Genomic DNA, 20,872 nt, shown 5'->3' with positions numbered 1-20,872 from the left:
CCTGAAATGTTAATTAAATAATAAAATGAATTACTTTTCGGGCCGGATATACAGACTAAAAAAGATTCATGTGATAGGACACCCGTTTCATATATTAGACGAAATAGACAGCACCAATAACTATGCCATGGCGCAGGTAAATTCCGGGCAGGTGACATCCGGTACTGCATGGTTTACCAGCAACCAAACCGCCGGAAAAGGAACCCGCGGGAAACAATGGCTGGCCCAACCCGGCGACATCAGCGCACTTACTATCGCCCTCCAACCTGCGATGTTGCCGCTTTCCCGGCAGTTTATGCTAAGTATGGCGGTGGCATTAGCTGCCTGCGATTGCTATAGTTCCTATGCCGGTGATGAAACCATTATCAAGTGGCCAAACGATATTTACTGGCGTGACAGAAAGGCAGGAGGCATCCTGATAGAGAATGTATTACGCGGAAATATCTGGCAATATGCCATTATTGGTATCGGACTCAACATTAACCAGGCCAGCTTCCCGCCCGACCTGTCCAACGCCGTTTCACTCCGGCAAATCACCGGCAAGGTCAGGGAAGCGTCCACACTCGCCCGGGAACTTTGCACCTTCCTCGACAAACGGATCCGGCAACTCCAGCCTGCTGGTTATGAAGCACTATTGCAGGAATATTCAACCCGCCTTTTCCGCTGGCAACAGCCCGGCCTGTACAGGATAAACGGGGAGATTTTTGAAGGCGTGATCCGCGGCGTATTACCAGATGGACATCTCTGCCTGGAAAAAGACGGCGTTGTTATGCAGCTGGGCTTCGGAGAAGTAGAATTTATCATCAACCGCTAAGTGGGGGATAACTATTGAGCATCTTTTAGGGAGATGCCGCCGCCAGCCGTCATTCTTAACTACACTCACCATGTCGATCCCCCGGACCAAATGGTTAGTTCCGGCCCTGGTAAACCGCCTGCTTTTCCTGTAATGCCTTGCGCAGCACAGCCGGCAGGGCAGGCGATAAATCCGACAACAGGTAGGCATTGGTACTGTCCCCGTACTCCCGGGAAAGGGTGTCGCGCAACATCCCTGTTTGTGTTACCTTCCCGATCAGCTGCAGGTACTTTCCTTCAGGCCGTTTACCCACCTTAACGATGTACCGGATGGTATCCATGTTGGGAAACCAGTATACATAGTCTGCGTTAAACGTTACTGCCAAAGGCATTTTTCCGCTATTATAATAATTCAAGGCGCCGGCCTGCCCATAGTTATCACAGATCACGAGGGTATAGGGCTGTTGCTCCCGTGGCACCTGCTGCCAGGTTTGCAAGGCTATTGCCGACATTTCCCGCCAACCCAGCATATCTGCAAAATCCTGCGGAAGCGGGTGATCCTTTCCGTCTTCCCAACGCAAAAGCCCCATCGCCCGGAACTTAGCCGCTTTTTCGATGATCCGCGCCGGCGGCATCACCGGGAAAACAACATTCATCAGCAGTACAAAGGGCACGATGATGATCGCTACCCAAAGCACCCGCAGATAAGGAGTTCGCTCAGCAAAAATGTATTCCCAGTAAACACTGCCAAAAGCCAGTAATACCGGGTACAAGCCCAGTGAGTAATAGCTTTTTGCCCGCAGATAGGTAAACAACAACATCGTTAGCAGGTATACCAGCAACATCACCCGGTAGGAGCGAAACGCTTTATAAAATAATAATCCCACCAATGCTGCCACCACTATAAAAGCGCCTCCCATGAAAAAAATGAACTGATCACCGATAAAACTCATCCTGCTTACATGCACCAGCTGATTCTCTGTTAACTCCTTCATATGATGTACCACCGGCCAGCCATGCAGAAATTGCCATACCAGGTTGGGAGATATTATCAACAGCGCCACCAATGCTCCGCCCCAGGCATGCCTGCTCCGGAATATACGCCGGTGAGAAGAAAGCATTAGTCCGCCCAGCATGCCAATTACCAGGAATATAATATTGTATTTATTCAAAATACCAATGCCGGCAACTACGCCCATCCACCACCACCATTTATTTTGTTCCGTATGAAGATATTGCAGCAGGCACCAGCAGAGCGAGGTCCAGGCCAGCACATCAAAGGAGTTAGGCTGATACAGCAAATTCAATCTGCCCATACCTGAACAGATAAATACCAGGGCCGCCAATACCTGCGCAAACCATCTGCCACCCAACAACTCCACCATTTTCCAAACCAGCACCATGGTCAATGCTCCGTAAAACGCCGGGAAAAACTTTATCCAGAACATACCATTGCCCAGCCACCTGATCAGCAAAGAATTGAAAGCAGTCAGTGGCGGTACCGATAAATAACCAGCCGACAAGTGATTGGCGAGATCCAGGTGCAGGTATTCATCGCGATGCAGCTCATAGTATGGGCTCAACAATACATATTGCAGCACCATTTTTACTATGATAAAAAACAGGAGCAACAAAATAGAACCCTGTTGTCTGTTTGTTTGCGGAACGGGTGGCGTTGGGATCATCATATCTGAATCTGAACAAAAATTTCACAGCTAAAAAAAAACGGAAATACCTGCTGTTTAAGCACTGTATTTCCGTTCGTAGTTTAAAATTTCTTGTTCGTTGGCATATGTGGCAGGCCGCTCTACATAGCAATCATCAGGGCTTGATGATAACAAGATTTTGGTTGATAAAGGCGTTAACAAATTGTGAAATTTTTTCTATTTAATCAAAAATGAAATTGCAACATAGTTTCATTTAACCGAAACGTGTAGATACAGCAAGGATTTGAGGCTCTTCCTTCTTTGTAAAACTTAACATTGACAGCAGGAGCAACGGGGGAATTTAATTTGGAATTTCTTAAATTTGGTAATGTCTACGAATAAAAATGCTTCCATTGAGCTGAAAACAATCAACGACTTCAACGACGATCTTCTCTTGTACACGCGTAAGGAAATGATCCCCAAAGCACCGCTGCGGGGCAGTTTTGCCGTACAGGAAAGAGCGCAATATCCCTGTTTGGATGAGGTTACCGCCAGCAGACGGGATTATTATAAAATAAGTTTCTTTAGTAAAGGCACCGGCGTTTTCACAATGGGTGAAGACCGCTACGAAATAGATGGTCCAACTTTACTTTTCATTAATCCGTTTGAGCTGAAAACATGGCGGGCCACTTCTGATGTGCAGGAGGGTTACTTCTGCCTGTTTACAGACCTGCTGTTTGAATCGCAGCCATCACATCCTGAAAACCTGTTACAACACCCGCTTTTACAGATGGGTGCAAAAGCAGTATTTAAATTAACGGATGAGCAAAGCGAATATCTTCAATCGATATTCAGACAGTTACTGCGGGAGTATCATGAAAATGCAGCCTTTAAACAGGAAGCTATTCTTATATACCTGAAACTGCTGATGCTGGAAGGAAAGCGTTTATCGGCACAGGTACAGCAGCCTAACCGGCCCATGTCGGCCGCACAGATACTGGCGCACCGTTTCACCGACAAACTGGAAAAGCAGTTTCCCATTGAATACAGCCACAACCAGGTGTCGCTTAAAACAGCGAAGGAATTTGCCCAGGTTTTAAATACGCATCCCAACCATTTAAATGCCTGTGTAAAACAGGCTACAGGCCGTACGGTGAGCGAACATATCCGGCAGCGGATGCTGCTGGAAGCGCGCCTGCTGCTGATGCATACAGACTGGCAGATTGCTGAAATAGCCTGGTGCCTGGGTTTTGAGGACCCCGGTAACTTCACACACTTTTTTAAAAATCACAGTGGCGTAGCACCACATATTTACAGGGTGCATTAACCTTTGATATTAACAAGTAATACTTTGCCACTTACAACTGTAAGTCCTGTACCTGCATGTACTTTTGTATCACTAAAATGAAAACAATATGCAGTACAGAAAACTAGGTAAAACAGGTGAGTCAATATCCGCTATTGGACTGGGTTGCATGGGCATGTCATATGCGTACGGCAATGGCCAGGACTTTAATGAAACCGAATCACTGGCCACCCTTGAACTGGCGCTGGAGTTGGGCATCAACTTCTGGGACACCGCCGACATGTACGGCCAGGGCGCCAATGAAATACTTCTTTCAAAAATACTTGCTACCAAAAGAGATAAAGTTTTTCTTGCTACCAAATTCGGATTCAAATTTAAGGAAGATGGGAGTACCTATTTTGATGGTTCTCCAAAATACCTGAAACAAGCCTGTGAAGCAAGTTTAAAAAGGTTAAAGGTAGATGTAATTGATCTTTACTATTCTCATCGTATAGATGATGCAGTACCTGTGGAAGAAACTGTAAGCGCTATGGCCGAGTTGGTAAAAGAAGGTAAGGTACGCTACCTTGGCTTGTCTGAAGCAGGCGTTGCTTCTATTCAAAAGGCAAATGCTGTACATCCTATTGCTGCACTGCAAACAGAATACTCGCTGTTTACCCGCGATGTGGAACCAGATATCCTTGCGGCCACCCGCGAACTGGGCATCACGCTGGTAGCCTACAGCCCATTGGGCAGAGGCCTTTCCACGGGCGCTATCAACAGCCCCGATGTACTAAGCGACGGCGATTTCCGCAAAAACCTGCCTCGTTTCCAGGAAGGAAACTTCGAACAAAACTTACAAACCGTAACTGCACTCGAAGCACTGGCAAAAGAAAAAGGGATCACTGCGGCCCAATTGTCGCTCGCATGGCTGCTTGCGCAAGGTGAAGACATTGTGCCTATTCCGGGCACCAAACGCAGAAAATATTTACAGGAAAATGCAGCTGCCGCTGACGTGAACTTATCGGCCGCCGATCTTGCTGCTATCGACGACATTTTACGGAGCAATACCATCGCCGGAGCCAGGTATACAGCCGGAGGAATGAAACTGGTAAATAGATAGCGAACCAGCTTTTAGCTGTTAGCTTTTAGCTTTTAGTAAATGCAGCGGAGATAATGTTATGACGGTCTTCGCTGCATTTACTAAAAGCTAAAAGCTAATAGCTAAAAGCTGGTTTTACTTTGTTCTTTTATAGCCCCAGTCTTGCAGCCATTTTATTACTTTCTCTTTATAGTCGCCCTGGATGAGGATTTCGCCATCCTTTACGCTACCGCCGGTGCCACATTTCGTTTTTAATTCTTTACCCAGTTTCTCTATATCTTCCTCTTTACCTACAAAGCCGGTAACTAGTGTAACTACTTTTCCTGCGCGTTGTTTTTTATCGAGTATTACCCGCAGGATCTGTTCTGCCGGAGCTAATGTATCTGTTACTTCTTCCGGTTCCGGTTCGAATGAAAAGTTAGGATCAGTGGAATATACAATTCCATTTCCCGGTGTGTTTTTTTTCTTCGACATCTCCCTAAAATATTTAAAGGTTATTCGTTTACCACAAGGTTGATCGCCTGTGTTTGTATCCGTATGCGCACTACGCCATTTTCAGTAAGCGGAACGGCATCGCCATCTACCTGCAGGTATTGCAGGGCATCACTTTTAATAGTAATATTTTTTCCTGTATAATGCTGGATGTAGCGGGTTCTATCGATGTTGCCCATCAGGGAAAAAACGCTCACTGGCAGCAAGCTCATGATACCTACCGGTGGCATGATACAAAGATCCAGTTGCCCGTCGAACACGCTGGCTTTTGGCGCCAGTTTAAATTCATATCCAAACTGGTTGCCGTTGGCTACCGTGAGCAGAAATGCTTTTGCCTGGAAGGACTGGCCGTCAATATCAATGGTATATTCCGCCGGTTGGTAGGTATTAAAACTTTTGAGTACCAGTTTGGTGTAGCCAGACAAGCCACGTTTGGTATTATGTCGGAACTGTTCCGCGATGAGCGCATCGAAACCAACACCGGCATTACTGAGGAACAGGTGTTCGTTGGCATAGCCCACATCAATTGGCAGTTGTTTATCTATGGCAATAAGACGCAGTGCTTTGTCGATATCCAGCGGAATTTTGAGCGCGCGTGCCAGCCCGTTACCACTTCCCAGTGGCAATATTGCCATGGCGGTATTACTGCCTATAAGTCCCTGTGCAATTTCGTTGATGGAGCCATCGCCACCAACAGCCACCACGGTGTGCACGCCGTTTTGTACCGCTTCCCTTGCGAGGTCTGTGCCATGTCCAAGGTAAGCCAGGTAGGTTGTGCTCACCTCGTATTGATCACCTGGCAAATGCTTTCTGATAGCATGTTCCAGGCGTTTTTCACGATCGGTACCCGCTTTGCGGTTGATGATAAATAGTATCTTCTTCAAAAAAACTGTTTTATAGTATAATCGCCTTCAGACTCAGATCCAGGCTCACAGCATGGTGTATAATAGCGCCTACAGAGATGTAATCAACACCCGTTTTGGCGTATGCTTCCAGGGTATCCATGGTAATCCCGCCGGATGCCTCTGTTTCAAAACGGCCTTTGATCAGCTCCAATGCGGCAACAATATCTGCGGGTGTAAAGTTGTCGAGCATAATGCGGTCTATCTGTCCTACCGCGAGCACTTCCTTCACATCATCGATGTTACGCGTTTCCACCTCAATTTTCAGCGGAAGCTTACGTTCTTTCAGATACGCTACTGTTTTGGTAATAGCGGCGGTAATGCCACCGGAAAAATCAATATGATTATCCTTTAGCATAATCATATCATACAGTCCCATCCGGTGGTTAACGCCACCGCCTATACGAACTGCTTCTTTTTCCAGCATACGGAAATTGGGCGTTGTTTTACGGGTATCCAGCACGCGGGTATGATATCCTTTCAGCTTCGTTACATACTGATGTGTTAAAGTAGCAATACCGCTCATGCGCTGCATACAATTCAGTACCAGTCGCTCGCCCATAAGCAGGGTGTGTACAGCCGCTTCTACTTCAAAAGCCACTTCACCGGCCTTCATGGCATCGCCATCTTTTTTATGCGGGGTAAATACGGTGTACATATCCAGCCATTTAAAGATCGCCTCGGCTACTTCCATACCGGCCAGGATACCATCTTCCTTGATCTTCAAAACCGCTTTTCCTTTCGCAGTAGGAGGAATACAAGCCATTGTGGAATGGTCCCCGCTTCCGATATCTTCTGCCAGTGCGCTTCTGATAAACGCATTCAGCGCTGCTTCATCTAACATAGTTGAATAATTTTCAATTGCGAATTACAAATTACGAATTACGGATCTGTGGGGAGAAGAGCATTCGCTTTCTTCACAAATCCGTAATTCGTAATTCGCCATTCGTAATTACCGCGTGAAAGATATGTCAAAAATAAAAAGTGCCCCGCAATTTATTGCGGGGCATCGGTTTTTTTCAATTATTTATATGGGTAAAGCTACTTACTCTCAAACCTTAATTCATTCAGTACCATACTACCACCTTTCTTTTGCAGGAAAAAGGAAACCCTGAAAGCACCATTACCAGTACTCATATTGCCGATACCAAAACGGGAGTTATCACCTCCCTGATGGATGAGTTCAAAAGATTTCACCGGATTTTTGGAGAAGAAATCCTTTAGGATAATTTCTGCCTGTGCCTTACTATAGGAATTTGATTTTCCTGCTATATTAATTTCAACGGTATTATCAAGATAGCGTGATAAAGCATTTACATCACCTTGTTTCAATGCAGCTACTACGTCTTCAAATGGGCCCGCAACCGTTACAATACTAATTGACCTGGCCGACAGTGTAAATGCTGTAAAAACTCCTCCTACCAACATGATCCCCAGCACAATCAATAGCTTCTTCATTGTCAGTTATTTTATTAAAAATGTGATTTTTCCAACTCAAATTAAAAGCGAAAACTATGCCAAACGCGCTGCAAATCAATAAAATCACATTATCGTGGTAGCTACTAATCAGTAAGTCATGATAGTAAGATAATATGTGTTTCATTTTGAATAATTAGAATATAAGATCTGTGCAAAGCAAGGTCTGGAGGGTTAATTTTTTGATAAGCGTTATTTTTGCAAAATATTTAAACCCTTTATAAGTACTTTCACCCTCTTGAGTGAATTTATATTAAACTATAACCAGATAGGATATGGAAAAGAAAAGAGCCATTCTCGTAATTATGGACGGATGGGGCGAAGGTAAAGTTCCTACAGCCGATGCCATTGCACATGCAAAAACTCCCTTTGTAAGCAGTTTATACAAGCAATACCCGCACAGTCACCTGATCACCTGTGGTGAAGCCGTTGGTCTTCCGGACGGACAAATGGGTAACTCTGAAGTAGGGCATCTGAACATCGGCGCCGGCAGAATCGTATACCAGGAATTACAAAGGATCAATGTAGCGATCAGAGATGGAGAACTGGCAGCCAATCCTGTATTACTGGATACCCTGGCTCATGCCAAAAACAATGATAAAGCCCTGCACCTGATCGGACTCGTAAGTGATGGCGGGGTGCATTCACATATTGAACACCTGAAAGCGCTGACCACTATCGCGAAAGCACAGGGTCTGGAAAAAGTATACATCCATGCCTTTACAGACGGACGTGATACAGATCCGAAAAGTGGATTGGGTTATCTCGAAAACCTGTCGGCCCACCTGGAAGCATCCACGGGTAAAATTGCCACCATTACCGGCCGTTACTACGCCATGGACCGCGATAAACGCTGGGAACGTGTGAAACTGGCTTACGACGCCCTGGTACACGGTACAGGCACCCCTACCCAGGACCCGTTAACTGCCGTAAAAGCATCTTACGCAGAAGGCGTAACAGATGAATTCATAAAACCAATTGTGGTGACAGATGCGCAGCAAAAGCCAGTAGCCACTATACAGGACGGAGACGCTGTACTTTGCTTCAACTTCCGTACAGATCGTTGCCGCGAAATAACACAGGTACTGAGCCAGGAAGCATTTCCTGATTTCGGCATGAAGCCACTGGATCTTTACTATACTACCATGACGGATTACGACCGTACCTATAAAAATGTACACGTAATTTTTGAAAACGATAATCTCAATATGACGCTGGGTGAAGTGCTGGCGAAAGATAACTGCACACAGATCCGTATCGCTGAAACAGAGAAATATCCGCACGTATCTTTCTTCTTTTCCGGCGGCCGTGAAACGGAATTCCCCGGCGAACGCAGATTGATGGCGGCTTCTCCTAAAGTGGCCACCTACGATCTGAAACCCGAAATGAGCGCCAATGAGCTGGCAGACCTGATTGTTCCTGAACTGGAGCAAAAATCAGCCGATTTCGTGGTGCTCAATTTCGCTAATGCCGACATGGTAGGCCATACCGGCGTTTTCGAAGCCGTTGTGAAAGCAGTGGAAACAGTTGACCATTGCGTTGAACGCGTAGTAACTGCCGCACTGGCCAGCGACTACACCGTTTTCCTCACTGCAGACCACGGAAACGCAGATTTTATGATCAACGAAGACGGCAGTCCTAATACCGCCCACTCGCTGAACCTGGTACCTTTCTTTATTATCAACAAAGATTTCAGGGGAACCGTAAAAGATGGTAAACTAGGCGATATTGCTCCTACCATCCTGCATTTCATGGGATTACCCATCCCTAAGGAAATGACCGGTAACCTCCTGGTGTAGCGCGGATTCGTTTTAGGATTAAACTGATTTTGACGATTTCAGGATTATATTTTACAGGATTAAAAAAAGGATTAGCGAAGACAAAGTGGATACCCGCTTTTAGATTCGCTAATCTTTTTTAAGCGACAGGAAAAATCCCGGAATCATCAAATCCTGATAAAGGAAAAATTCGAGGTTTATTTATCCCCGCCTGTAACATTTAGTTCATGGCACCCGTTTAATAGACGTTGACCTGGAAAAAATTGTCAGCCAACGTGCTGATTTACATATTTTTAGTGCTCTCGACAGATTTGCTCATGCATCGATGCGCCGTTTTTACGGCGCATTTTTTATGACCCACATTTAAGTATTAATTTTGCAGCATGAAAAAATACAGGCAAGTAACGGTGTTGTTTACCATAATTGGCTTTATGGCCTGTAACACGGCAAATAAACAATCGAACCCTTCCTCACTGGATAAGTTTGTCCGACTGCCAGACTATTTCAGCCAGGAGGATAAAAATATCCGGTCCAACGACTATACCTTGTTTAAAACAGTGGTGCTCAACGGCAAAAAAGATACGGCACAGGTTTCCGGTACAGACAGCGCCACGGTACATGACCTGTTAAAGCCATTCATGGATGCCGATCTGAATAAGCCCTCTCTCCGGGACGAATATGATACATCCAGTCTGTACGATCCGTTTTCCGGCAGAAAATCCGTGATATATAAATCCCGGGGCAAACAAACCAATCCCTCTGAAGTGATAATGGAGCTGGATAAACAGGGCAACATTCAACAGGTGAACATCCATTCTTACACCAGCAACCTGGTGTATGAGTTCCGGCAGGACCTTTTTTACCAGCAAAAAAAGCAGGTTCGGATGACTACCTATCAGAAAATCGCCTTTCTGTCGCCCAAGGAACTGGAAATAAATGTAACGATTGCACCTAAAAAAGGGATGTAAACATGACCGCAGCGGAGTTTCAGAAAATATCACATACCATACCTGCCAATGCAGGTATTTATAAATACTACGACGAATCCGGTACGCTCCTGTACGTGGGCAAGGCCAAAAGTTTGCGTAAAAGGGTCAGTTCCTATTTTGTAAAAAATCATGATAGTTACAAAACCCGCAAACTGGTGGAACATATCCACCACATTGAATTCACCATTGTAGATTCGGAGCAGGATGCCTTTTTACTGGAAAATTCCCTTATTAAACAATTCAGGCCGAAGTATAATATTAACCTGAAAGATGATAAAACCTATCCCTACATTGTTATTAAACACGAATCGTTTCCCCGTGTGTTTTTTACGCGCAATGTTATCAAAGACGGATCGGATTACCTGGGGCCGTTTACCTCTGTGGGTCGTGTCAGGGAAATACTGGATGTCATCAAATACAATATCCCTTTACGTACCTGCAACCTGAACTTAACGGAAGAGAATATACGAAAAGGGAAGTTCAAGGTATGTCTTGAATACCACCTGGGAAATTGCAAAGGCCCTTGTGAAGGATTGCAAACGCAGGAAGATTACCGGGAAGGGCTGCAGCAGGTGAAGAACGTTTTAAAAGGTAATCTTACGCCGGTGGTCAGCCTGTTTAAAGAACAGATGCTGGAGCATGTGTCGAAGATGGAATTTGAGAAGGCTGAGATCATGCGCAAAAAAATAGCCAGCCTGGAAGATTATTCTGCCAAATCCACCATCGTTAATAACCGCATGGGCAATGTGGATGTGTTTTCCATTATCAGCGAGGGCAATCACGCATATGTAAACTACCTGCGCATTCTTAACGGTACCATCGCCGACACCAAAACCGTAACGCTGGAAAAGCAGCTGGAGGAAACGGATGAAGAAGTGCTGGCTTATGCTATTGCCTATCTCCGGGAAGTATTTAAAAGCATTACCAACGAAATAGTAGTGCCGTTCCCATTAGAATATCCGGAAAACAGCGTTGCTGTTACTGTTCCCAGGGGAGGCGATAAAAAGAAACTGTTGGAATTGTCGGAGAAGAATGTAAACTATTTTAAAGAAGACCTCTATCGTAAAAAGATCCTGCACCTGGAAGGTAAAACGGATATGGAACGCAAACAGGTATTATATCAGCTGCAGGCCGACCTGGAGTTACCGGTACTACCGGAGCATATCGAATGTTTTGATAACTCAAACTTCCAGGGTAGTTATCCCGTGGCAGCATGCGTGGTATTTAAAGATGGTCTGGCTTCGAATAAAGATTACCGGCATTTCAACATCAAAACGGTAGAAGGGATCAATGACTTTGCCTCGATGAAAGAAGTTGTTTTCAGACGATATAACCGCCTGTTAGCTGAGCAGCAGCCCTTGCCTCAGCTGGTCATTATCGATGGCGGTAAAGGCCAGCTCGGATCTGCTATGGAGAGCATTCGCGAGCTGAACCTGATAGGCAGTATGACCGTTGTGGGGCTAGCCAAAAATGAAGAGGAAATATTTTTCCCGGGCGATTCCGAAAGTATAAAGTTGCCTTATAACAGCGAAAGCCTGAAACTGATACGCAGGGTGCGCGACGAAGTACACCGCTTTGGTATTACTTTTCACCGGCAGAAACGCAGCAAAGGCACGTTTAAAAATGAGCTGGAAGGTATCAAAGGAATTGGTGAAAATACCGCTACCCAATTATTGAAAACTTTCCGCTCGGTAGCCAAAATAAAATTGTTGTCGCTGGAAGACCTTACGAAAGAAGTGGGTACTGCAAAAGCCAAACTGATCTGGGCGCATTTTCATAACGACAAGCAATAAATAATTGCACCTGTATAACGGCAATCCCTATACGGCTTTCAATGCCGGATGGGGGCTGTCTGCCATCGCCCTTTCTGCCTGCAATACATGCCGGTGTATATGTGCAATCAGAAATCCGAATGTATCACCTACCGATAATTTTATAAAGCGCGACAATGAAGTAGCGACTTTGTTGTTACGGATATTTATTTTTCCCGCACGCGATAATAAATTTTCCAGCTGTTCCAGTTGTTGGCCAAACTCATTTAATACTGTTGTTTCTTCGGGTTTAACCGCCGGAATATGTCCTTTGGGAGATTTCATGCGGGAACGGAGCTGTCCGTTTTCAGTGGGTTGCATCAGGCGGGTAAAATAAGCGCCTAACCAGCTGCTTTTAAACGTGGTTTCCGACCGGCTGTTGCTTTTTTCGGCGGTGGCTATTACCTGTTCCAATGCCGGCAGATAATACCTACCATAAGTATTCAGGTGCTCCAGGCACTGCACTGCGCTCCATTTGCAGGGTGCAGGTACATGTTGCAATATAGCGGCTGGTTGTATGCCCAGATAGTGTGTTGTTTTATACTGTAGTGCTACCACCTGTTTACGAAGCTCCTGCAACAATTCATTACTTTTAACGGTGCTCATGGCGTTGATATTTAGTACAAAACTAGGTTGGTCTTTATTAAAAAATCTTTGTGCAGATCAACATTTTATAGTTTCACGGTACCCAATAATTTACTGAAAGTAGCAGGGTCTATACCCAGGTAAGAGGCGAGGTATTTATGTGGAATGAGCTGTAATACCTGTGGGCTACGGGTAAGCAGCTTTCTGAATTTTTGTTCTGCGGTGAAAGACAGCAATTCCCGCTGCCGCTCCAATACGCCGGCCAATGCGGCTACTGTAGCCAATCGCACCCATCTTTCTATTAACGGAAACTCCAGTGTGAGGCGGTTGAAATCGGTATAGCTCATTCGCAGTAATTCGCTGTGGGTGAGTGTTTCCAGGTACCAGGGAGAGGGGCGTTGCAACTGGAAGGAATCTATTACACCTGAAAAAGAGCCGGTATAGGTAAATACGAGGGTAGATTCTTTATCTCCATCCAGGCAAAACACCCGTTGAACACCGGCAGTAACGAAATAGAGATATTTTTCCACTTCACCGGCAACCGTCATTACCTCTTTTCTTTTGTACTGTACGGGCGTCCAGCAGGCGGCGAGGGCTTCCCATTCCCGGTCGGGAAGCGGCATGATCATCTGTATGGCGTTGTACAGCAACTTCATATAGCTAAGATAAGCATAAAGCGAAAGCATAAAAGCTACTAAAGCGAATGAACGAAGCGTATATCAAAAAACACTTCGTTCATTCGCTTTAGTAGCTTTTATGCTTTCGCTCTATGCTAACTGCTAACAGCTAGTATTGCCATAGATCCTGTTCTTTATTAAAGATACGGTCGTGTATGGCTTGACCTTCGAGGAGGCGCATGGTACCGTCTTTAATATAGTCTTTGATCTCGCGGTTATAAGTATTGTTTTCCTTTACGATGTAGCTACCGAAGAAGCGCATTTCGAAAAGGTCTTCCCAGCTGATAGTGGATGCATCGTTATTCTGGTTATACACATCGTGTTTAGCCAGGATACCGCGGCAATCCGGATAGTATACCCAGAATAAAGGAATGGAGGCGCGTACGGAGCCATCTTCATTTATACGGGATACCATAGGAGCTATACCCAGTATACGTACCTTCAGGGCGGAGGCTTCTTTGTCGAACACCCAAACTTCTTTGATCTTGTACTGTTTAATAGTACGTGGATCGAAGTCATCACGGGTGGTCACCATTTTTTCTTCGCCGGTTACGGGATCTATGCTGCGTACAGTTCTTTCTTCACCGCTGAGTTTATTCTGAATTTCAGAATAAGGCATTATGGTAGTGAAACGGTCATCGATAGCGCTGAAAGCTTCTATCTCTTTATTCTTGACGGCGTCCAGCAGAATATTAATAAACAGTTGATTGGTACCTGTCTCATCTTCCACATTATATTGGAAGGGGAGGTTGATTTTTTCCCTGATATCGATTACCTGCCATACACGTTTTTCCCAGAAACGATCATCCTCGCGGATGTAGTCGTAGGCAATTGGTGTACGTTCTCTCGCGAGGTTTCTTTCCACCACGCCATCGATACGTAACGATTTACGGGGAGTATCTACCAGCGGGGCGGTAATACCGTCCGGGCGTTGAGAAGCAGGGGGAGCAGGGGGAGGCGGCGTAACAGCGTTCCCGGTTGCCGGGTTTACCACTGAAGTATCCGGTGGCGGCGTAGCTGTGGTGGCAGTTCTGCGACGGGTTGTTCCTCCGCGGCGTTGCGCATCAGCAGCTGTTGCCAGCATTACCAGCAAAAGAGTGCACCAACCAATTCTGTTAAATATTACTGCTCGCATAATTCAGTAATTAATGACCGTTAGTTTAATTTAAATATAGTACTCGGCATCGAACGAACAATGTTATCCGGGCCTTTCACTTTCACATTTTCAAAAAATACTTCGTCACCGGGGCGCAGCGAGCGGATAGACGCTGTTACGCTACCAGGGAAATAAGCGGAAGTAGCATCACCTTCCTGGTATTCTTTGCCTTTTGCAGAGATACCTACGCGGTAACCGATTACTTCATACTTTACACCTTCAAATTCGAAATCTTCCAGGTCAGCACGTAAACCGCCCTGTACTTTAAAGTCAGCAGCTTTCATGCTACCACCTTTGTTAACACCTACTTTCAGTACCGGGTCAGGAACACGTTTTACACGGAATTCCTTCTGACCGAGTGATTTGGTTTTGCCGTCGATGTTGGCAACAACGTTGATCACTGCTTTACCAGGCTGACTTACAGTAACGATATATTCGCCTGAACCGCGTTTAGTCATATTACCACCGGTAATAGAGGCAGATACCTGTTCGGCGGGCACACCGGCAGCAGAAATCGAGATAGGATTTTGCAGGCCGATATACAGCACGTTCATTTTATCTGCAGAGATGGAGGTAGCAGAAGCACCAACATTATAAGTTTCTGTAAAGGGATAGGATTCAGGAGCGCCACCAGAAGGGCTAGGTAAGGTAATGGTACCGGAGATGGTTTTTTCACCAATGCCGGAAGCTGGAATATTAATCGTTCCTAAACCTTCATGCGCTTCAATGGATTGACCATTTACAACGATAGTTGGATTAACCGTAGTGCTATAGGCACCCACTGCGATGTTGGCAGTTAAGGTTTGTCCTTCCATAAGGTTTTTGGAATTCAGGGAAATGAAAGGTCTTACTTTATCAAATTTGAAAGTATTGGCTTCAATACGACCGAAGAGATAATCAATCACAGCAGATTCAGAGTTTTTGATATCATTCTGGAATTTGCCCAGGATGGTTACTGCTGCAATGGTAGGCACCATGTTGAAGTGGTAGGTAGTCCATGTTTTAGGACCGCCGCCATGATCATCACTGGATTTGCCAACTTCTATTTTCAGTGGTAAAGTTTTTTCAATCTGTGCTTTGCTTTTAGGATCGTCAATATAGGAGAGGAGTTTGGCGCGCAGTTCTTTCAGCTTTGCTTCCAGCTCAGGTCCTTTTTTGTTGTTCTCCATTACCCGGGTAGGGGCATCCAGACCAGCTTTATCCTTGATTTCACCATGTTCGTCTTTACCACCGCTTTCAGTGATAATGGTTTCTTTTAAGGATTGTACATAGTCATACATGCTGGCAGATATTTTCTTTACATCTTCAGCCTTTGCTTTGTAGGGCGCCACTTTTGCGGCGTTTTCCTTCATTTGTGCATCGAACTGCTTGTAGATGAAATCGTTTTTATCTGCGAGTGCTTTATTGGAAGTATTAATTGAGTTATTTACGATACTAAATGCGTTCAATATTTCGGCAGAGACGTTCAACGCCAGCATGGCCGTCAAGACCAGGTACATGATGTTGATCATCTTCTGTCTGGGATCTCTAGGTAGTGCCATAGTTTGTTTTCAGATTTAATTGATATGTGTTAATTCAGAAACTATTAGCTACACCTTATCTTCCTCCGTGCATGGCACTCAGCATGTTACCATAGATAGAGTTCAGGTTGCTGAGGTTTTTAGCGAGCAGGGAAATTTGTTCCTGCGTTTTCTTAGCATCTTCAATGCTGCCACTCATAGCGCTGGATGCATTCTGCAGGTTGCTGTAGAACGAGTTCATTGCTTTCAGGTGGTTGTTGGTGTCCTGGAGTTCCAGTTCGTAGATAGCATTGAGGGAAGCCAGATTTTTAGTCATACCCTGCATCTGCACATGGAAATCTTTGGTAGACTCTGATGCACTGTTGAAAGAAGATACAGCAGCAGCGGCAGTAGTATAAGCATTCGCTACATTACCAATAGCGCTGGCAGCTTCTCTTGTTTTCTGTGTGTAATCTCCGGTAGCTGCTACCACATCGCTGATGTCTCTCATTTTATCAACGGTAGTACCCAGTTTCTGGAAGTTCTCGCTCAGGCGCTGCAGGTTAGCTGGTGTGATATCTGCTTCCTGGAGCATCTTGTCCAGTCCGGCTACTGCCGGGCTGCCGGCAACTGCTACTACCTGACCTTCCTGGTGCGCACTGGAATCGGGCACGAAAGCGTATACAAAAAAGATGAGCGCTTCAGTGCTCAGACCTAAGATCAAAGCGATGTCAGCTCCGCGCCAGTGTTGCAATTTGAATAATGCTCCGATAATTACCACGGAAGCCGCAATACATACGAAAAAGTTCAGCCATTTAGCTTTGTTAGGATTCATAGCCATAGGTTAAAATTTACTGGTTAAAGTGTTAAGAGTTAAAGTCTGTATGGAATAGTTAATTCTCACTGATTTGCTGATAATAGTGTACATAATACAAAGGTTTCTTTCGTAGTTATATTAATACAGGCTATTACTGGTTTTTCCTATCTATCTGTGTTTGGCTCTTCTGCTCAGGGCAATGGTACATCTGAAACCAACGTATGATTTAGCACTGTCCTGGTATTCATATGTCCTGGTTCCTGTCTGCAGGAAATAACCCACGTCTTTCCATGATCCGCCCCTGATGGCTTTACGCTTCATCTTTAATGGTGCATCATCTGGTACATCCATTCTTAAATAAGGGTTCATATCAGAAGTAAATGAGTAGGCATTTTCGTAGAAGATATCTGCGGTCCACTCAGCTACGTTACCGGACATATTGTATAAGCCGTAATCGTTAGGCCAGTAGGCATCTGCACGTACCGTGTAAAAGCCGCCGTCTTCCGGATAGTTACCGCGACCAGGTTTAAAGTTGGCAAGTAAGCATCCTTTTTTGTTACGGATATAATAACCGCCCCATGGGTAAGGAGTTTGTTCCCTTCCGCCGCGCGCTGCATATTCCCATTGTGCTTCAGATGGCAGTTGGAATTTATCTTCCGTAAACAGTTTTTTGCTCATGCGATAGTCTTCCCAGAACTTACTTCTCCATTCGCAGAAAGCAGTTGCCTGGTGCCAGTTTACACCTACTACCGGGTAATTATCGAATGCCGGGTGCCAGAAATACATACGCGTCATCGGCTCGTTGTAGGCATAAGAGAAGTCCCTGATCCAGCAAAGCGTATCCGGGTAAATGGGCACATCTTTCTTCACAATAAAAGTAGAACGTGGCTTACCAATATTTTCCCTCAACTTGGCTTTATCCCAGTTGAAAGTTTCCTGGTGGTAAATCAGTTTACCTACATCGATATCTTTACGGCCATATAACCTGTCGGCTTCTGAATACACCATGGCATCCAGCTTCTCCCAGGTTCCTTTGTCCTTCCAGTTAATTTTCTGCTTCCAATCGATGATGTCATGTCCATCATCAGATTTTACATGTCCCAGGAGGATGTGAGCGATCGAATCCTGTACCCATTGCACAAACTGGCGATACTCGTTGTTGGTAATTTCCGTGGCATCCATGTAGAAACCAGAAATGGAAATTGACTTGTTACGCGCCGTAAATGCATAGTTTACGTCTTCGTCACTTGGACCCATGTGGAACGTTCCGGCTGGTATGTATACCATCCCATAAGGTACAGGGGGAGTGTACTTTGGTCGAGGGCTTACGCCAATCAATTGACCTTGTGCATTTTTAGGGGTTTTACTACCGCCACAGCTGGCCAGCAGGGAAACCAGCAATACCGCCAACAGACCTTTTACATAGTTAAGCTTCATAAGGGTAGCTTTCATCAGAATATGTTTTTTCTATTAACCAGCCTGGTGTGATTTGCCTGTATACAAGGGAACACATTTCTCATATTTCACCCGCTTTTGTTTATATGAAAGATAGCAAATGTAATAATTAATTTTAATCCGTAGTGACTTTTTATCCAACTTTTTCAATTCCGCTCAGAACCGATCTGTAACTAGTTTAAACGCTGCTTTTAACATTTTATTATATAAACGTAATAACATTTATTGAATCGTTGGCTTCCCTTACAGAGGGCAAGTTACATAATTATTATATTAAATTAATAATTTCTTCTATATAATGTACGGGCTTAATGCAATGATAATCTTTGCATAAGTAAACTAAAGTCTCGTTTTCCTGCTCCCGGCCGCTTAACAGCGGAATACCAGGAATATTTTTTTCTGCACCCAACAATATCCTATACGGAATAAACCATTTTCGGGTTTCCTCCATCTTTTCCCTGAAATTTTTTCCTACCACTGCCAGTTCAGGGGTTCCTTTTACAAACTGTAACAACTGGCTTGCCCACACGCCAAAAGAGGTAGGGTAGCGTACCACCGTTTGGGAAAGGCTGGAAACAGCCGCCACACACCGGTCTGCCCACTGCTTATGATCAAAAACAACAGAAAGGTACCAAAGGTTCTGGATCATCAGCGCATTACCACTGGGTACTGCCCCATCATAAATTTCCTTTTTCCGTACAATCACATCATCCTGACCTTCAATTGTGTAATAGAAAAACAGGGCCTGCTCATCGCTAAAATTGGCGGTCACAAAGCTGGCAATATCCCTGGCTTCATATAAGTAAGCGGTATTGCCGGTAATTTCCTGCAGTGCAATCAGCGCCCTGATCACCGACGCATAATCATCAAGGAATGCAGGGTACTTTGCCTGCCCCTTCTTCCAGGTATGATAAAGGGCGGGTGCTCCTTCTTCCTGGCGGAAGTTTGCCAGGCAAAAATCCATGTTGCGGATGGCCATCTGCCGGTATTCTTCCGCTCCCAATGCCGTATAGGCCTTACAACAGGCATGCACCATCAGTGCATTCCAGCCGAGCAGGATTTTATCGTCCAACCCCGGCCGAACCCTGTTGGCCCGCACCGCCAGCAGCTTTTCCCGGCAACCCTTCAGCATGGCGCCCAATACTGCAGGGTCGTAGCCTTTTTCTGCCGCAAACTGCAGCAACGGCTGTTGCACCCATAAAATATTCTGTTCTTCCCAGTTGCCATGTTCGGTTACATCATAATACTCACAGAAAGGGATGGCCTGTTCTCCGAGAATATGATGTATTTCCGCCTTGCTCCAGGTATAAAATTTACCTTCCACCCCTTCTGAATCCGCATCCAGCGCTGCATAGAAACCTCCTTCGGGGGAAGTCATTTCTCTTGTAATATATCCCAGCGTTTCCCTGATGGTTTCAGCATACACCTCATTACGGGTTAGTTGCCAGGCATCACAGAGCACATCAATGAGCAGTGCATTGTCGTACAACATCTTCTCAAAATGAGGCGCCAGCCACTTTTCATCAGTAGCATACCTGGCAAAACCGCCGCCCAGCTGGTCATAAATACCTCCCTGCAGCATTTTATCCAGCGACAACAATGCCTGTTGCAATGCTTCGGGATGTTGATACGCATGATAATATCGCAGCAAATAAGCAATGGTAAAGGTTTGCGGAAATTTAGGTGCACGGCCGAAACCACCCCATTGGGTATCAGCCTGTTTGAGAATGTTCCCGCAAATGGTATCACATTGCGCTTTGGTAAAGAGTTCCTCGCGGGGAATATTCAGGTCCAGCGCTGCCTGCTGCCCAAATTGAGCCGATTGATTAATATGCTGTACCAGGTTATCGGCCTGTGTTTCTATGTCAGATCTTTTGGTATGAAAAGCATCGGAGAGCGACAGGAGCACATCGGTCCAGGAAGGCCGGTTATAAGCCTGCTTTGGCGGAAAATAGGTACCGCCGTAAAAGGGTTTTTTATCCGGCGTAAGAAATACGTTGAGCGGCCAGCCACCGGCGCCGGTCATCGCCTGAACGGCGTCCATGTATATGTGATCCAGGTCCGGCCGTTCTTCCCGGTCTATTTTAATGTTAATAAAATGCTCGTTCATGATGGCCGCAGTAGCCTCATTTTCAAAACTCTCCCTTTCCATTACATGGCACCAGTGACAGGCGGCATAACCAATGCTTACCAATATGGGTTTGTCTTCCTGCAAAGCCCGTTGTAAGGCTTCTTCTCCCCACGGATACCAATTGACAGGATTATGCGCATGCTGCAGCAAATACGGGCTTGTTTCACTGATAAGCTTGTTCATGGATTCCGCTACGCGATAAATTGATTGACAAAATATAATCTCTTACAAAGAAATTTATTTTTTCAGGATTACAAAGAAAAATTTTTGTCTTACCCC

Annotated in this window: 18 protein-coding genes; 6 read left to right on the top strand and 12 right to left on the bottom strand. The window is 45.3% G+C overall.

Features of this window, described 5'->3' with window-relative positions; translation table 11 throughout:
• The first annotated feature begins 25 nt into the window (after positions 1-25).
• On the top strand, positions 26-814 hold the full coding sequence (locus tag KE626_RS02500) for a biotin--[acetyl-CoA-carboxylase] ligase (RefSeq protein WP_249207212.1): 789 nt from the start codon (positions 26-28) through the stop codon (positions 812-814).
• A 94-nt stretch (positions 815-908) separates the two neighbouring features.
• Here KE626_RS02500 and KE626_RS02495 read toward each other — a convergent pair whose 3' ends face one another.
• On the bottom strand, positions 909-2,480 hold the full coding sequence (locus KE626_RS02495; RefSeq protein ID WP_211971299.1) for a glycosyltransferase family 39 protein: 1,572 nt from the start codon (positions 2,478-2,480) through the stop codon (positions 909-911).
• A gap of 346 nt (positions 2,481-2,826) precedes the next feature.
• On the opposite strand from KE626_RS02495, the gene KE626_RS02490 reads away from it, so the two are divergent.
• Positions 2,827-3,765: a helix-turn-helix transcriptional regulator gene (locus KE626_RS02490; RefSeq protein WP_211971298.1), complete on the top strand. Its 939-nt coding sequence runs from the start codon at positions 2,827-2,829 to the stop codon at positions 3,763-3,765.
• Between the two features lie 88 nt (positions 3,766-3,853).
• Complete coding sequence (locus KE626_RS02485) at positions 3,854-4,846, top strand: aldo/keto reductase (protein WP_211971297.1); 993 nt, start codon at positions 3,854-3,856, stop codon at positions 4,844-4,846.
• A gap of 114 nt (positions 4,847-4,960) precedes the next feature.
• On the opposite strand, the gene KE626_RS02480 is transcribed toward KE626_RS02485, so the two are convergent.
• The 4 genes from KE626_RS02480 to KE626_RS02465 all read right to left on the bottom strand — a co-directional run bounded on the left by KE626_RS02480 (position 4,961) and on the right by KE626_RS02465 (position 7,677).
• Entirely contained in the window at positions 4,961-5,299 is a 339-nt protein-coding gene (locus tag KE626_RS02480; protein ID WP_211971296.1) for a translation initiation factor, read from the bottom strand.
• Positions 5,300-5,319: 20 nt separating this feature from the next.
• Positions 5,320-6,201, bottom strand: a complete 882-nt coding sequence (locus KE626_RS02475; protein ID WP_211971295.1) for a diacylglycerol/lipid kinase family protein — start codon at positions 6,199-6,201, stop codon at positions 5,320-5,322.
• A gap of 10 nt (positions 6,202-6,211) precedes the next feature.
• The gene (gene nadC / locus KE626_RS02470) at positions 6,212-7,063 is read right to left on the bottom strand and encodes a carboxylating nicotinate-nucleotide diphosphorylase (protein WP_211971294.1); all 852 of its coding nucleotides are present in this window, start codon (positions 7,061-7,063) and stop codon (positions 6,212-6,214) included.
• 197 nt (positions 7,064-7,260) lie between these two features.
• Positions 7,261-7,677, bottom strand: a complete 417-nt coding sequence (locus KE626_RS02465) for a DUF4783 domain-containing protein (RefSeq protein ID WP_211971293.1) — start codon at positions 7,675-7,677, stop codon at positions 7,261-7,263.
• Between the two features lie 293 nt (positions 7,678-7,970).
• Here KE626_RS02465 and gpmI point away from each other — a divergent pair, with 293 nt between their 5' ends.
• From gpmI to uvrC, 3 genes are all read left to right on the top strand, one after another.
• Positions 7,971-9,494, top strand: coding sequence for a 2,3-bisphosphoglycerate-independent phosphoglycerate mutase (gpmI, locus tag KE626_RS02460; protein WP_211971292.1), 1,524 nt, complete (start codon positions 7,971-7,973; stop codon positions 9,492-9,494).
• Between the two features lie 362 nt (positions 9,495-9,856).
• Positions 9,857-10,441 (top strand): hypothetical protein, encoded by a 585-nt coding sequence (locus tag KE626_RS02455; RefSeq protein ID WP_211971291.1) that lies wholly within the window; start codon positions 9,857-9,859, stop codon positions 10,439-10,441.
• A gap of 2 nt (positions 10,442-10,443) precedes the next feature.
• On the top strand, positions 10,444-12,255 hold the full coding sequence (uvrC, locus tag KE626_RS02450; RefSeq protein ID WP_211971290.1) for an excinuclease ABC subunit UvrC: 1,812 nt from the start codon (positions 10,444-10,446) through the stop codon (positions 12,253-12,255).
• A gap of 27 nt (positions 12,256-12,282) precedes the next feature.
• Here uvrC and KE626_RS02445 read toward each other — a convergent pair whose 3' ends face one another.
• The 7 genes from KE626_RS02445 to KE626_RS02415 all read right to left on the bottom strand — a co-directional run bounded on the left by KE626_RS02445 (position 12,283) and on the right by KE626_RS02415 (position 20,776).
• Positions 12,283-12,879 carry a DinB family protein gene (locus tag KE626_RS02445; protein WP_211971289.1) on the bottom strand — a complete coding sequence of 199 codons (597 nt, stop codon included), beginning with the start codon at positions 12,877-12,879 and terminating at the stop codon, positions 12,283-12,285.
• Between the two features lie 65 nt (positions 12,880-12,944).
• Positions 12,945-13,514, bottom strand: coding sequence for a Crp/Fnr family transcriptional regulator (locus KE626_RS02440; RefSeq protein ID WP_211971288.1), 570 nt, complete (start codon positions 13,512-13,514; stop codon positions 12,945-12,947).
• 130 nt (positions 13,515-13,644) lie between these two features.
• Positions 13,645-14,670 carry a type IX secretion system ring subunit PorN/GldN gene (porN, locus tag KE626_RS02435; RefSeq protein WP_211971287.1) on the bottom strand — a complete coding sequence of 342 codons (1,026 nt, stop codon included), beginning with the start codon at positions 14,668-14,670 and terminating at the stop codon, positions 13,645-13,647.
• Positions 14,671-14,690: 20 nt separating this feature from the next.
• Complete coding sequence (gene porM, locus KE626_RS02430) at positions 14,691-16,232, bottom strand: type IX secretion system motor protein PorM/GldM (RefSeq protein ID WP_211971286.1); 1,542 nt, start codon at positions 16,230-16,232, stop codon at positions 14,691-14,693.
• 55 nt (positions 16,233-16,287) lie between these two features.
• Positions 16,288-17,025 carry a type IX secretion system motor protein PorL/GldL gene (gene porL / locus KE626_RS02425; RefSeq protein ID WP_249207211.1) on the bottom strand — a complete coding sequence of 246 codons (738 nt, stop codon included), beginning with the start codon at positions 17,023-17,025 and terminating at the stop codon, positions 16,288-16,290.
• 150 nt (positions 17,026-17,175) lie between these two features.
• A complete protein-coding gene (gene porK / locus KE626_RS02420) occupies positions 17,176-18,459 on the bottom strand; it encodes a T9SS ring complex lipoprotein PorK/GldK (protein ID WP_249207210.1) in 1,284 nt (427 codons plus the stop codon).
• 271 nt (positions 18,460-18,730) lie between these two features.
• Complete coding sequence (locus tag KE626_RS02415) at positions 18,731-20,776, bottom strand: thioredoxin domain-containing protein (RefSeq protein ID WP_211971284.1); 2,046 nt, start codon at positions 20,774-20,776, stop codon at positions 18,731-18,733.
• Positions 20,777-20,872: the final 96 nt, after the last annotated feature.

The organism is Chitinophaga hostae (assembly GCF_018224885.1).
GTDB classification, from domain to species: Bacteria; Bacteroidota; Bacteroidia; order Chitinophagales; family Chitinophagaceae; genus Chitinophaga; species Chitinophaga hostae.
Note: the sequence above shows the minus strand (reverse complement) of the source record. Positions and strands in the feature narration are given on the sequence as shown.